Consider the following 13162-nt stretch of genomic DNA (forward strand, 5'->3'; position numbering starts at 1 on the left):
GCTGTCTGCCAGGGCTTTCCACGCCCCGTCCCCGCGCGCCGTCACTCCCACTCGAGAACGCAGGTCGCGGCGACGACCTCGGCCATGACGCTCTGCAGCAGCGCACCGTGCGGCAGGGAGCCCGCATGCACCTCGTCGACGCGCCGCCCGGCGCGCCCCACGGTCGCGACGGTCCTCCGCACGGACCAGGGGCGCTCACCCTGCGCGGCCCGCTCACCGCGCCCCTCGCGCCGGGGCAGGTGCACCTCCGTGACGGCGAGATCCGCGGGGCGCATGTGCCAGCTGACGAACCGCCCGCGCTCCATCGCCCCGGGGAGGGGGAAGGCCAGCTCGAGCACCGCCGCCTCGCCCTCGTCGAGCGGCCGCGGCAGCACGACCTCCACGAGGGTCGCGCCGCCGGGGAGGGCTGCGCGCCTCCCCAGGTCGGCGCCGAGCACCCGTGCTCCCTCCGAGGCCAGCGAGCCCGGCGACGCCTCGAGCACCGCGAGGAGCCGGTCCGCTCCACCGCGCTGCGCCGTGAGGACGACGTCGTAGTGCAGGATCGCCTCGCCGCGAGGAGCATCCAGATCCAGCGCCGTGCGCACGTACTCGCGACGCAGTCCGTCGTCCCAGCGCAGGCCCCACGCGCGCCGAGCGCCCTCCGCCTCCTTCGCGCGCGGGAGCAGCCGTGCGGCCTCCGCCGCGCTGCGGTAGCGCCAGGTCTCGGCGTCGATGTCCACGAGATCCACGAGCTCGCCGTCCTCGAGGTCGAGGCACTGCTCGAGCGCCTGCACCACGCCCAGGGAGGAGCGGCGACGGGGCCGGGAGCGGCCGCTCGCCCAGTACGAGAGGGTCGCGGGCGAGGTCGGCGCGCCCGCTCGGGCGAGCATGCCGGCGAGCTCGGCGAAGCCGATGCCGCGCGCGATCATGGTCTCCCGCAGCCGCATCGCGAAGTCGCCGCCTGCGCCGAGGCCGCGGCGGCGCGGCACGGTCGCGGTCATGCGGCCCTCCATGTCCACCCCAGGCGCACCGAGCCCTCGTCGATGCCGTGGGCGACCACGGCAGCGATGCCGTCCCTGCCCACCTCGACCGGATGCTCGGCGCTCGAGCGCGCGGCGGCCGCACGCGAGCGCACGAGCGAGGCCGCGGAGGCCGGGACGGCCCCGATCGGGAAGCGGCACTCGAGCACGATCGTCGAGACGGGGAACTCGGTGTGCACGATGTAGCCGCCGTCGAGCTCGTCCGAGGGGTTCGGGGGCGCGATGGGCCGGACCGTGTAATCGAGCGTGGCGATCCTGCCGGGGACGATCGGCTCGTCCAGGAGGAGCTCCGAGAAGAGGAGTCCCTGTTCGGGCCACGAGCGCTGCCGCCCGAGACGGCTGCCGTGCCCCGGCACCAGCTCGAGGGGGATGCCCGCGGCGCCGTTGGAGGTGACGCCGATGCGGGAGACGGTCTCGCGGGTCGAGCGCAGGACGCGGCGGATCCGCACCCCGATGGGCCGATGCTGCGGATCGATGTCGATGCGGTGGTGCACCAGCAGCCTCTGCACGGTGTCCCCCTCATCCAGCCCCATCTCCTCGCGCACCCGCTGCACAGGGTCCTCCGACTCCGTGCGGGCGCTCCAGTGGTGAGCGGGGAGACTGCGCACGAGGGTGTCCAGGAGGTATCCCCGAGGTGTGCGCAGCACGTTCTCGAGCTCCCCGACGGCGCGCATGGCCTCGTTCCGGCGCGGCCGGCTGCGGCCGTGCCGCCACAGCGAGAGGGTGGAGGGAGAGAGGGCGATACCGGCTGCGCGCAGCCGCTCGCACACGCGCTCGAGCGCGAGGCCGCGCGCCGCGAGCGCCGAATCCAGCCGCGCTCCGAAGGTGTCGTCGGGCAGGGGTCCCGGCGGGTCGGGGGCGGGGGCCGACGGCCGGAGCATCGGGGACACCGGGCTCGCCGGGGTGCGGGGCGACGGGATCCGCGGGGACGGGGGCCGCGCAGACGGAGAGACCCCCGGAGACGGGGACCTCGTCCCGCCCCGCTCGGCGCCGTGCCCGCTGGATGCCATCGACTCCCCATCGCGACCGGGGCGCTCCCCCTCGGGGCGCCCGACTCCGCCTCACCCTACCCACGCGGAGGAATTCGGAGGAATCGGACACCACGGCCGACGCCACGGCACCGGGATCATGCGACGGGACTCACCCGCCTGCGCGCCCTGCAGGGCGCGCAGGACCGCCGCCGTCCGCTCGGCCGGAGCTCAGCACTCGGGCAGGGACACCGGCACCGCGGTCACGGCGAGGCCGCCCATGGCGGTCTCCTTGTAGCGCTCGGACATGTCCTTGCCGGTCTGGCGCATGGTCTCGATCACGGTGTCGAGGGAGACGAAGTGCTCGCCGGTGCCCCGCAGGGCGAAGCGGGCGGCGGTGATCGCCTTCACCGCGGCCATGGCATTGCGCTCGATGCAGGGCACCTGCACGAGGCCTCCTACGGGATCACAGGTCAGGCCCAGGTTGTGCTCCATCGCGATCTCGGCGGCGTTCTCGACCTGGCGGGGCTTGGCACCCATCACCTCGGCGAGGCCCGCAGCGGCCATGGAGCAGGCGGACCCGACCTCGCCCTGGCAGCCCACCTCCGCGCCGGAGATCGAGGCGTGCTCCTTGTAGAGGGACCCGATGGCGCCGGCAGTGAGCAGGAAGCGCACGGCGACGTCGTCGGGATCGGCGTCGCGCAGATAGTGGGTCGCGTAGTAGAGGACGGCCGGGATGATCCCTGCCGCACCGTTCGTCGGCGCGGTCACCACGCGCCCGCCGGCCGCGTTCTCCTCGTTCACGGCGAGCGCCGCGAGCGAGACCCATTCCAGGGCGGATTCGGCGCCATGACCGGGATCCTCCGCGCTGAGGGAGTCGTACCAGGAGGCCGCGCGGCGCCGGACGTCCAGGCCGCCGGGGAGCACACCGGGGGTGTGCACACCGCGCTCGATGCAGTCGCTCATGGCGCCCCAGATCCGCAGCGCGCTCTCGCGGATCTCGTCCTCGCTGCGCCACTGCAGCTCGCGCCGCATCATCGCGGCCGACACGGAGGTCCCGCGCTCCTCGCACACCCGCATGAGCTCGGCGCCGGTGGTGAAGATCGCCTGCCCCGCCTCCTCGGAGGCGACCTCGGCGATCGACTGGTCCATATCCGCCGCGTCGACGACGAAACCACCGCCCACCGAGAACATCGGTCGGCTGGCGATCACCTCGCCGGAGGCGTCGTAGGCCTCGAAGGTCATGCCGTTGGAGTGCTGGGGCAGGAAGGTCAGAGGGTGCAGCACGATCGCGGATGGACGCAGGGCGACGGCGAGGCGGCCGTCCAGCAGCAGCCCTCCCCCGGCCTCGATCTGCGCGACCCGCTCGCGTCCGACGACGGGGTCGACGGTCTCCGGGTCGGCTCCCTCGAGCCCCATCACGATCGCGTCGAGAGTCCCGTGGCCCTGGCCGGTCGCGGCGAGCGAGCCGTACAGATGCACGCCGATGTCCGCGACGCGCGGCCCGGTCTCCCGGTCCTCGAGCACCTCGCGCGCGAACAGGCTCGCGGCCCGCATGGGGCCCACGGTGTGGGAGCTCGACGGCCCGATCCCGATGCTGAACAGGTCGAACAGGCTGATGCTCATCGTCCGCCCCTGCGCGGGCCCGCTCCCCCGCCGCCACGGCGACCGCCGCGACCGCCCTGAGGGCCGCCGCGTCCCTGCGAGCCGCCGCGACCACCCTGGCCACCGCGACCGCCCTGGCCGCCGCGCCCGCTGCGCGAGCCGCCGTGCCCGCCCTGGGAGCCGCCGCCGGACCGCCCGGAGGGAGCATCGCCGCCGGTGCGGGCGCCGCCCTGCCTGCCGCCCGAGCGTGCGCCGCCCGTGCGCCCCTGGCCGGTGCGGCCGCTCGTGCGGCCTCCGCTGCGCTGGCCGGTCGAGCGTCCTGCACCGGCGCGGCCGCCAGCCCCGCTCCCGCCCGAGCCGCGGCCGCCGGACCCGCCTGCTCCTCGCCGAGCGCCGCGCCCGGTCGAGGGCCCGCCCTCGGCAGCGGCCTCCTCGTCCCAGGCGGCGCGGAGCTCCTCGTTCGTGCGACGCTCCTCGGCGCGGGCCGCGTTCGCGCCCTCACCGCCGTTCGCCACGCCGCCGGAGAGGCGGAGCTTGCGCGGGGCGCCCTTGTGCTTGATCTTCGCCGGGTCCGCGGCGGGCTCGCCCGAGGGCGTGCGACCGCCCAGGTCGATGAGCGCCTGGGCGTCGGCGCTGCGGGCCTCCTCCCACGTGGGCTCGACCTCGGCCGCCTCGAGCACGGCGCGGGTGCCCCGGGTCTGGTGCGGCAGCGCGAGGGTGACGACGCTGCCGGCGGCGCCAGCTCGCGCCGTGCGGCCGGAGCGGTGCACGTACTCCTTGGAGTCGGTGGCGGGATCGGCGTGCACGACCATGCTCACGTCGTCGATGTGCAGCCCGCGGGCTGCGACGTCCGTCGCCACCAGCACCGGGAAGTCGCCCTCGCGGAAGCCGGCCAGGACGTTGGTGCGCAGACCCTGCTGCTTGTTGCCGTGCAGCGCCGCCGCCTGCACGCCGACCTCCACGAGCTCCGCCGCGATGCGCTCGGCGCCCAGCTGGGTGCGCGTGAACACGAGGGTGCGCCCGCGGCGCGCGGCGAGCTGCGCGATGACCTGACGCTTGGCCTTGGGGGCGACCGCGAGCACGTGGTGGGACATGGTCTTCACCGCGGCGGCCACCGGAGTGGTCTCGTGCTCGACGGGATCGACGAGGAAGCTGTCGACGAGGGTCTCGACCTGGCCGTCGAGCGTCGCGGAGAACAGCATCTTCTGGGTGCCCATCGGGGTCGCCGCGAGGATCTCCCCGACCTGGTCGAGGAAGCCGAGGTCGGCCATGTGATCGGCCTCGTCCACGACGGTCGTCTCGATGCGGTCGAGGAACAGGGCGTCGCGCGCGGCGACGTCGAGGAGACGACCGGGCGTGGCGACGACGATCTCCGCGCCCCGGCGCAGGGCCTCGGCCTGCTTCTCGATGTTCATCCCGCCGGCGACCAGCTGGGCGCGGATGCCCACGGCCCGGGCGAAGGGATGGAAGGTGTCCACGACCTGCACGGCGAGCTCGCGGGTGGGAACCAGCACGAGGCCGAGCGGGCGACGGCGGTGCACCTTGCGCCCCCGGAACCGGGCGCACATCGAGAGCGCGAAGGCGAGGGTCTTGCCGGAGCCGGTCTCGGCGCGCGCCATCACGTCGCGGCCGGCGAGGGCGTCGGGCAGGATCGCCTCCTGGATCTCGAAGGCGCGGGTCAGGCCCTGCTCGGCGAGCACGGCGAGCAGCTCCTCGCTGAGCGCCATGTCGTCGAAGCGGGACGAGCTGTGGGCGCTGCGGCGGCGTGCCTTGGGCATCGGGGGTCCTCCTGGGTCGGGGCGCCCCTCGGGGCCGATCGGTGACCCGATCCGGCCGTGCAACGGGCCTTCGATCGGGTCGTCGATCGGGCGGAGCGCTCCTCCATCATCGCGCACCGCGCGCTCGCGCGAGGCCGTGCGGGGCATGCGGGTGCGCAATGCCTCCCGTCGGCCGGACATACTCGCCCGCCGTCGGCCCGACGGGGCGCTCGTCACAGGTCGCGTCACGAGGTGGTCGCGCCTCGCCGGGCCCGTCGGACCGTGGGAGAATGGCCCCGATGATGCGCACACTCATGACCTCGAAGATCCACCGCGCGACCGTGACCCAGGCCGACCTGCACTACGTCGGCTCGGTGACGATCGACGCGGCGCTGATGGACGCCGCCGGGATCCTCGAGAACGAGCAGGTCTCGATCGTGGACGTCACCAACGGCGCGCGGCTGGAGACCTACGCGATCACGGGCGAGCGCGACAGCGGCGTCATCGGCATCAACGGGGCGGCCGCGCATCTGGTGGTCCCCGGCGACCTCGTGATCATCATCGCCTACGGCCTGTTCGACGGGCAGGAGGCCGCCGGGCACCACCCTTGCGTGGTGCACGTGGACGGCGCGAACCGCGTGGTGAAGGTGGGCGACGACCCCGCGGAGCCCGTGCCCGGCATGCCCGACCAGCGCACCGGCCGCTGAGCCCCGCACGGGTGAGCTGAGCCGTGACAGGGGTCCTCTCCGGGTTCTTCATCGTCTGGTGCCTGATCGCGATCGGCTGGATCGTCGGACGCACGGGAGTCCTCGGCGAGCAGGGGCGCTTCGTCCTGAACCGCACCACGTTCTTCCTGGCCTCGCCCTGCCTCGTGCTCACCTCCCTGCTCGAATCGGACCTGGGGCAGGTGCTGTCCACGCCGATGCTCATCGCCGGGGTCTCCGGTCTCCTCTCGGGCGGGCTGCTCCTGCTGATCATCCGTGTGCTCACGAAGCGCCGCGGAGCCGAGCTCGTGGTCACCGCGATCAGCGGCTCCGTGGTCAACGGCGCGAACATGGGCTTCCCGATCGCCGCGTACGTCCTGGGCGACACCTCGCACGCGCTGCCCGTGATCCTCTTCCAGCAGGCGATCTACACGCCGCTGTACCTGTTCGTGCTGCACGCCGTGACCACGAAGATGCGTCCCTCCCCCGCGGGCGTGCTGCGCAACATCGCCTCGAACCCGACGATCGTGGCCGCCGCGGTCGGGATCGTGCTCGTCGTGTGCGGGGTGAAGCTGCCGGAGGTGATCCTGCAGCCCTTCGGCTCGATCGCGGACATGGCGATCCCCGCGATGCTGCTGGCCTACGGGATCTCGCTGATGGGGTCGGCGCCGCTCGCCAAGGACGACGGGTACCGCGGGCTGATCGCGATCGCCACCGTCTTCAAGCTCGCCGTGATGCCCGTGATCGCCCTCGGCCTGGGACTGCTGCTCGGACTCGACGGGCACGATCTCTTCGCGGTCGTGGTGATGGCCGCGCTGCCGACGGCGCAGAACGTGTTCGTCGCCGCCTCCCAGTACAAGGCCGCCGAGAACCTCGCCCGCGACACGGTGCTGCTGACGACGGTCGGCACCGTGATCACCCTGCTGATCGTCTCCGGCGTGATGAGCGCGTGAGCGGGTCCTCCGTGACCCCGGCGACGGGTCGCGATAGGATCGCCTCGTGGCTCGTTCGCTCCTGCTTCCGTAGCCGCGCCGGACATGCGTCCGCCCCAGCCGTCGGCCCCGGGGACCGGACACCGACGCGGCTCCCCTCGCCTGTGCGGGGGTTTTTTTGTGCCGGAGCGGGCACGGGCCCCAGGACCACCACCGAGAAGGACAGACATCCATGAGCGAGGCACCCTTCCGCTACACGGCCGAGATGGCCCGGAGCATCGAGGAGCGCTGGCAGAAGCGCTGGGACGAGGACGGCACCTACGACGCCGTGAACCCGGTGGGACCGCTCGCGGACGGCACCGCCCCCGCGGACCTGCCCGAGAAGATGTACATCATGGACATGTTCCCCTACCCCTCGGGGGTGGGGCTGCACGTGGGCCATCCGCTGGGCTACATCGCGACCGACGTGATCGCCCGCTACCAGCGCACGCTGGGCAGGAATGTGCTGTACACGATGGGCTACGACGCCTTCGGCCTGCCCGCCGAGCAGTACGCCGTGCAGACCGGCACGCACCCGCGCACCACCACCGAGGCGAACATCGCCAACATGCGCCGCCAGCTGCACCGCCTGGGTCTGAGCCACGATGCGCGCCGCTCCTTCGCGACCACGGACCCCGAGTTCGTGAAGTGGACGCAGTGGATCTTCCTGCAGGTCTTCGACTCCTGGTACGACCCGTCGGCTGCCAACGCCGACGGCGTGCGCGGGCGCGCCCGCCCGATCGTCGAGCTCGTCGAGGAGCTGCGCACGGGCGCCGTCGATCCCTTCGCGCTGGCGGAGCGCCAGGGCATCGCCCTGCCCGAGGACTGGGCGGGCCGCAGCGCCGAGGATCTGGCGGGGGCCTCCGAGACGGAGATCCGCGACCTCGCGGAATCCTTCCGCCTGGCCTTCATCTCCGAGACGCCCGTGAACTGGTGCCCGGGGCTGGGCACCGTCCTGGCGAACGAGGAGGTCACGTCCGAGGGCCGCTCCGAGCGCGGCAACTTCCCGGTCTTCCAGCGCACGCTGCGCCAGTGGAACATGCGCATCACGACCTTCGCCGACCGCCTGCTCGAGGACCTGGACCGCGTCCAGTGGCCCGAGGCCGTGCGCTCCATGCAGCGCAACTGGATCGGCCGCTCCCACGGCGCCCAGATCGCCTTCGGCATCGAGGGCCGCGACGGGGACGCCGCGGGCTTCGAGGTCTTCACGACCCGGGCGGACACCCTGTTCGGCGCGACCTTCTGCGTGCTGGCCCCCGAGCACGGCCTGCTGGCCGACGCCGACTCCCTGCCGGAGGCATGGCCCGAGGGCACGAGGGACGCCTGGACGGGCGGCGCCGCGAGCCCGCGCGAGGCCGTGCGCGCCTACCAGCAGCGCGCCGCCGCGGCGGGCGAGGAGGACCGCACCGCCGAGGACCGTGAGAAGACCGGCGTGTTCACCGGCCTGTTCGCCGTGAACCCCATGGACGGACGCCGCCTGCCCGTGTTCACCGCGGACTACGTGCTCACCGGATACGGCACCGGGGCGATCATGGCCGTCCCCGCGGAGGACGAGCGCGACTTCGCCTTCGCCGACCGCTTCGAGCTGCCGATCATCCGCACCGTCCAGCCTCCGGCCGACTTCGAGGGCGGCGCCTGGACCGGCGAGGGCGCGAAGATCAACTCGCGGAACGACGAGCTGGACCTGGACGGCCTGGACAAGGACGAGGCCAAGCGCCTGGCCACCGAGTACGCGACCGCGAAGGGCTTCGGCCGCGCCCGCACCACCTACCGTCTGCGGGACTGGCTGTTCTCCCGCCAGCGCTACTGGGGCGAGCCCTTCCCGATCGTCTACGACCCCGCCGATCCGGAGACGCCGATCGCGCTGCCCGAGAGCATGCTGCCCGTCGAGCTGCCGGAGGTCACGGACTTCTCCCCGAAGACCTTCGACCCGATGGACGCCGAGACCGAGCCGCAGACCCCGCTCTCGCGCGCGACCGACTGGACGCACGTGACGCTGGACCTGGGCGAGGGCCCCAAGGAGTACCTGCGCGAGACGAACACGATGCCGCAGTGGGCCGGGTCGTCCTGGTACCAGCTGCGCTACATCGACCCCTCGGACGCCGCCCACGCGGTCGAGCCGGACAACGAGCGCTACTGGATGGGCCCGCGCCGTGAGGGCGACGTGGGCGGCGTCGACCTGTACGTCGGCGGCGTCGAGCACGCCGTGCTGCACCTGCTGTACGCGCGGTTCTGGCACAAGGTGCTGTTCGACCGGGGTGTCGTCTCGAGCCAGGAGCCCTTCCACCGCCTCATCAACCAGGGGTACATCCAGGCCTTCGCGTACACCGACGCGCGCGGCATGTACGTCCCGGCCGACGAGGTCGTCGAGGAGTCCGACGGGACCTTCACCCATCGGGGCGAGAAGGTCTCCCAGGAGTACGGCAAGATGGGCAAGAGCCTGAAGAACGCCGTCACCCCGGACGACATGTACGACGAGTACGGGGCCGACACCTTCCGCGTGTACGAGATGTCGATGGGCCCGCTCGAGGACTCCCGCCCGTGGGAGACCCGCGCCGTGGTCGGCTCCCAGCGCTTCCTGCAGCGCCTGTGGCGCCTGGTCGTGGACGAGGAGTCCGGCGAGCTGCGCGTGAGCGAGGACCCCGCCGACCTGCCCACGAAGCAGGCCGTGCACCGCACGATCGACGGCGTGGCGCGCGACATGGAGACCTTCGGCTTCAACACCGCGATCGCGAAGCTCATCGAGCTGGTCAACCAGCTCACGAAGTCCGGGTCCTCCCCCCGAGAGGCCGTCGAGCCGCTGGTGATCATGCTGGCGCCGTTCGCGCCGCACCTGGCCGAGGAGCTGTGGTCGCGCCTGGGCCATGAGGGGACGGTCACGCGCGAGCGCTTCCCCGCGGCAGATCCCGACCTGGTGAAGGCCGACGCGGTCACCTGCGTGGTCCAGATCAAGGGCAAGGTCCGCCACCGCCTCGAGGTCGATCCCGAGATCGGCGAGGACGCCCTGCAGGAGGCCGTGCTCGCCGAGGCGCGGGTGCAGGAGCTGATCGGCGACGCCGAGATCCGCAAGATCATCGTGCGCGCACCGAAGCTCGTGAACATCGTCGTCTGATCACGACGGGCCGACGGGGCACGATCCCCGTCGGCCCGCCGCATCGGCGCCCGGGGCCCGGACGGGCCTCACGGCGCGAGCGCGCCGCGCGGGCCCAGCGTCGTCACCGGGTCGCCGTCGACACGCCCGAGGCGCCCTCGACGGAGGCGGAGCCGACCTCGCGCAGGTCCTTGCCCCTGGTCTCGGGCAGGCACAGGACGATGGTGAGCGTGGAGATCACGAGCAGCGCTATCGCGTAGATCCCGAAGGCGATCTGCCCTCCGGTGCCCGAGCCCGCGTGGGTCGAGACGAAGGTGTTCACGTACGGCGCGGTGCCGCCGAACACGGCGATCGCGATCGCGTAGGGGATGCCGAAGCCGCTCGTGCGCTCGGCGGTCGAGAACATCTCCGCGTACATCGCGGGGGCATGGGAGAGGAAGCCCGCCAGGAGCGCGAGCTGCACGCAGATCGCCACGACGAGCTGCCAGAACTCGCCCTGGATCAGCAGCACCAGCGGGATGTAGGCGATAGCGGATCCCAGCAGGGCGATCACCGCGCAGGTCTTCCTGCCCACGCGGTCCGAGGCGAGGCCCCACAGGGGCAGGGCGATGATGAGCACGATGTTGCCGATCATCGAGGCCTCGAACGCCTCGGAGTCGGAGTAGCCGAGGTTCTGCTGGGCGAGCGAGGCCATCGAGACCGACCACACGTAGTAGCAGACCGTGAGGCCCGCGGTCATGCCGATGACGATGAGCCCGGTGCGCCAGTTGCGTGCGAGCGCGAGCCAGACGTTGGCCCTCGAGCCGCTGGCCTCCTGCTGCGCCCTGTTCTCCTCGAACACCTCGGACTCGTCCATGGAGCTGCGGATCCAGAGGGCGACGAGCCCCAGGACGGCTCCGCCCGCGAACGGGATCCTCCAGCCCCAGGCGCTCATCTGCGTTTCCGTGAGCGCGCCGGAGAGGACCAGGCCGACGACGAGCCCCGCGAGCAGCCCCAGCGTGCCCGTGACGTAGATCGAGCTGGCCCAGAGGCCCCTCCGGTTCCGCGGCGCGTGCTCGGCGAGGTAGGTCTGTGCGCTGGGCAGCTCGCCGCCGTGGGCGAGGCCCCGCACGAGCCGCGCCACGAGCAGCAGGGCGGAGGAGGCGACGCCGATCTGGCTGAAGGTGGGCAGCAGCGCGATGAGCAGGGAGCCCGCCGAGGCGCACAGCACGGCGATGGTCAGGCCGTGCTTGCGGCCGATGCGGTCGCCGATCCAGCCGAAGACGACGCCGCCGAAGGGCCGTGCGACGAAGCCGACGGCGAAGATCGCCATGGTCGCCAGGAAGTCCGAGGCCTTGTTGTCCCCGTTGAACGCCTGCGCGGAGAAGTACACCGCGAAGCTCGCGTAGATGTTCCAGTCGTACCACTCGAGGGCGTTGCCGATCCCCGTGCCGAGCAGGGTCTTCAGCGTGGACTGTGCGGGCTGCGCGGGCCGGGCGCCGGCGCCTCCCGGTGCCGTGGGGTGCGTGGTCATGCCACCCAGGGAAGCACGGGCGATGGGCGGCACGCGGAGTCTCCTGCCCTTCGGACCCGCGGACGCGGAGCTCCTCGATCCCCACGAGTCCTCCCCACCGCGAGTTCTCCACAGCGGCGCCGCTCCCCCGGCGTCCGCGGCCGCTTCTGCGTAGCGTCCGCGGCATGAGTGGATTCCTGGGATGCGACACGGTGCAGATGCAGCAGCTCGCCCGACGTTTCGAGAGTGCCGCCTCGGGACTGCAGACGCGGGCCGGCGTGCTCGATGCCGCCGGAGGTCTGCGGTGGGAGGGGCCCGATGCGGAGAGCTTCCGCGCCGCTGCGGCGAACGCGGGGCGGCAGCTGTGCTCGCACAGCGCGAGGCTGCGCGCCCTCGCCGATGACCTGCGCTCCCAGGCCGATGAGCAGGAGCGGGTGAGCTCCGCGCCGGGAGCGGGCGGGGCGGAGGCGGCGGCGATCGGGCCGGCGGCCGGCGGGGCGCAGATCGGCCCGGGCTCCGGTGACGACGGCCTCGATCTCGGCGCGATGGCTCGCCATGGCCTCTTCGACCTGTTCGAGGACGCGACCGGGCTCGACGAGGACGATGTGCACGGTCTCGTCGAACCGCATCCGCTGGGATACGACGATCCGGAGGGCATGAGCCGCTGGGTGAACGAGACCTCCTCCAAGCTCGCGAAGAAGCTCTTCGAGCTCACCCAGCGCCCGGTCCCCGGCTGGCTGGCTCCCGGGAAGCCCTTCGCCCATCCGATCGGCCCCGGTCTCGCGGATGCGGTGCGGGAGCGCGCGGCGGCGCTCGACGCACCGGTGCGCCCCCATGATCCGTCCTTCGACCTCGATGCGGCCTATGAGCAGCAGGGGTCCGAGCTGCGGCACTCGCTGCTCGCGCGCGTTCCCTATGCCGGCGAGGCCCAGGCCGCGCTGGACGCCCGGGACCGCGTCGAGGCGATGCGCGGGCGCTTGGAAACGTTCGCGACCGAGCACGGCCTCGGCGAGGAGACGGCACCGCTGTTCGCCGCCATGCGGCTCTCCCATGCACCTGACGAGGCGCTGTTCGGCGAGAAGTCCTCCGTCGGCTCGATGCTGTCGGGCACGGATCAGCTCCTCGGCGGCGCCCTGCAGACGAAGGACGAGGTGGGCGGAGCCCTGGGCGAGGGGGATCTCCAGGGCGCGGCGCGGGCCATGGAGACCGGCGCCTACCGCGAGCTGGGGATCGCCGCGCACACCGCGACATCCACGCCGATCTCCTCCTTCGGCCCGATGGTCTCGACCCAGCTGGAGGCGGAGGCCGACATCCTGGACTCCCCGGTCTTCCGGGGCACGGGCATCGACGGCGATGCGCTGCGCGCCCGCCAGCGAGAGGTCGACGGATTCGTGGAGGACTTCGAGCGCCGCAGGGCCAACCTCACCGACACCGAGCCGCTGCTGGAGATGCGCCGGAAGGTCGCCCCCATGCCCTGGGACGAGTGAGGAACGGCCCCGGACGCCGCAGGGCCCCGTCCACCACGATGGCGGATGGGGCCCTGCGGACCGGGGGT

The 13162-nt window shown here is 72.8% G+C and carries 9 protein-coding genes; 4 read left to right on the plus strand and 5 right to left on the minus strand.

Annotation, left to right across the window (positions count from 1 at the left end; all coding sequences use genetic code 11):
- Positions 1-41 precede the first annotated feature (41 nt).
- The 4 genes from FHG10_RS10995 to FHG10_RS11010 form a co-directional block, all read right to left on the minus strand.
- Positions 42-980 carry a serine/threonine-protein kinase gene (locus tag FHG10_RS10995; RefSeq protein WP_152353383.1) on the minus strand — a complete coding sequence of 313 codons (939 nt, stop codon included), beginning with the start codon at positions 978-980 and terminating at the stop codon, positions 42-44.
- Entirely contained in the window at positions 977-1900 is a 924-nt protein-coding gene (locus FHG10_RS11000) for a hypothetical protein (protein ID WP_152353384.1), read from the minus strand. The genes FHG10_RS10995 and FHG10_RS11000 overlap by 4 nt, the downstream gene beginning before the upstream one ends.
- Before the next feature lie 318 nt (positions 1901-2218).
- Positions 2219-3613, minus strand: coding sequence for an L-serine ammonia-lyase (locus tag FHG10_RS11005; RefSeq protein WP_152353385.1), 1395 nt, complete (start codon positions 3611-3613; stop codon positions 2219-2221).
- On the minus strand, positions 3610-5370 hold the full coding sequence (locus FHG10_RS11010) for a DEAD/DEAH box helicase (RefSeq protein ID WP_152353386.1): 1761 nt from the start codon (positions 5368-5370) through the stop codon (positions 3610-3612). Before FHG10_RS11010 ends, FHG10_RS11005 begins: the two co-directional genes overlap by 4 nt.
- Positions 5371-5648: 278 nt before the next feature.
- Between FHG10_RS11010 and panD the strand changes: the two genes are divergently transcribed.
- From panD to leuS, 3 genes are all read left to right on the plus strand, one after another.
- Complete coding sequence (gene panD / locus FHG10_RS11015; RefSeq protein ID WP_152353387.1) at positions 5649-6056, plus strand: aspartate 1-decarboxylase; 408 nt, start codon at positions 5649-5651, stop codon at positions 6054-6056.
- Between the two features lie 23 nt (positions 6057-6079).
- Positions 6080-7006: an AEC family transporter gene (locus tag FHG10_RS11020; RefSeq protein ID WP_152353388.1), complete on the plus strand. Its 927-nt coding sequence runs from the start codon at positions 6080-6082 to the stop codon at positions 7004-7006.
- A gap of 211 nt (positions 7007-7217) precedes the next feature.
- Positions 7218-10136, plus strand: a complete 2919-nt coding sequence (gene leuS, locus FHG10_RS11025) for a leucine--tRNA ligase (RefSeq protein ID WP_152353389.1) — start codon at positions 7218-7220, stop codon at positions 10134-10136.
- A gap of 103 nt (positions 10137-10239) precedes the next feature.
- On the opposite strand, the gene FHG10_RS11030 is transcribed toward leuS, so the two are convergent.
- Positions 10240-11628: an MFS transporter gene (locus FHG10_RS11030; RefSeq protein ID WP_152353390.1), complete on the minus strand. Its 1389-nt coding sequence runs from the start codon at positions 11626-11628 to the stop codon at positions 10240-10242.
- Positions 11629-11792: 164 nt separating this feature from the next.
- On the opposite strand from FHG10_RS11030, the gene FHG10_RS11035 reads away from it, so the two are divergent.
- Complete coding sequence (locus FHG10_RS11035) at positions 11793-13094, plus strand: hypothetical protein (RefSeq protein WP_152353391.1); 1302 nt, start codon at positions 11793-11795, stop codon at positions 13092-13094.
- The last annotated feature ends 68 nt before the right edge of the window (positions 13095-13162 follow it).

Source organism: Brachybacterium subflavum (assembly GCF_009299795.1).
Classification (GTDB): domain Bacteria; phylum Actinomycetota; class Actinomycetes; order Actinomycetales; family Dermabacteraceae; genus Brachybacterium; species Brachybacterium subflavum.

What these genes read in the sequence shown, in the direction of transcription:
- FHG10_RS11035 (WP_152353391.1), top strand. Translation starts at nt 11,793, where the DNA reads ATGAGTGGATTCCTGGGATGCGACACGGTGCAGATGCAGCAGCTCGCC.
- FHG10_RS11000 (WP_152353384.1), bottom strand. Translation starts at nt 1,900, where the DNA reads ATGCTCCGGCCGTCGGCCCCCGCCCCCGACCCGCCGGGACCCCTGCCC.
- FHG10_RS10995 (WP_152353383.1), bottom strand. Translation starts at nt 980, where the DNA reads ATGACCGCGACCGTGCCGCGCCGCCGCGGCCTCGGCGCAGGCGGCGAC.
- panD (WP_152353387.1), top strand. Translation starts at nt 5,649, where the DNA reads ATGATGCGCACACTCATGACCTCGAAGATCCACCGCGCGACCGTGACC.
- FHG10_RS11030 (WP_152353390.1), bottom strand. Translation starts at nt 11,628, where the DNA reads ATGACCACGCACCCCACGGCACCGGGAGGCGCCGGCGCCCGGCCCGCG.
- FHG10_RS11010 (WP_152353386.1), bottom strand. Translation starts at nt 5,370, where the DNA reads ATGCCCAAGGCACGCCGCCGCAGCGCCCACAGCTCGTCCCGCTTCGAC.
- leuS (WP_152353389.1), top strand. Translation starts at nt 7,218, where the DNA reads ATGAGCGAGGCACCCTTCCGCTACACGGCCGAGATGGCCCGGAGCATC.
- FHG10_RS11005 (WP_152353385.1), bottom strand. Translation starts at nt 3,613, where the DNA reads ATGAGCATCAGCCTGTTCGACCTGTTCAGCATCGGGATCGGGCCGTCG.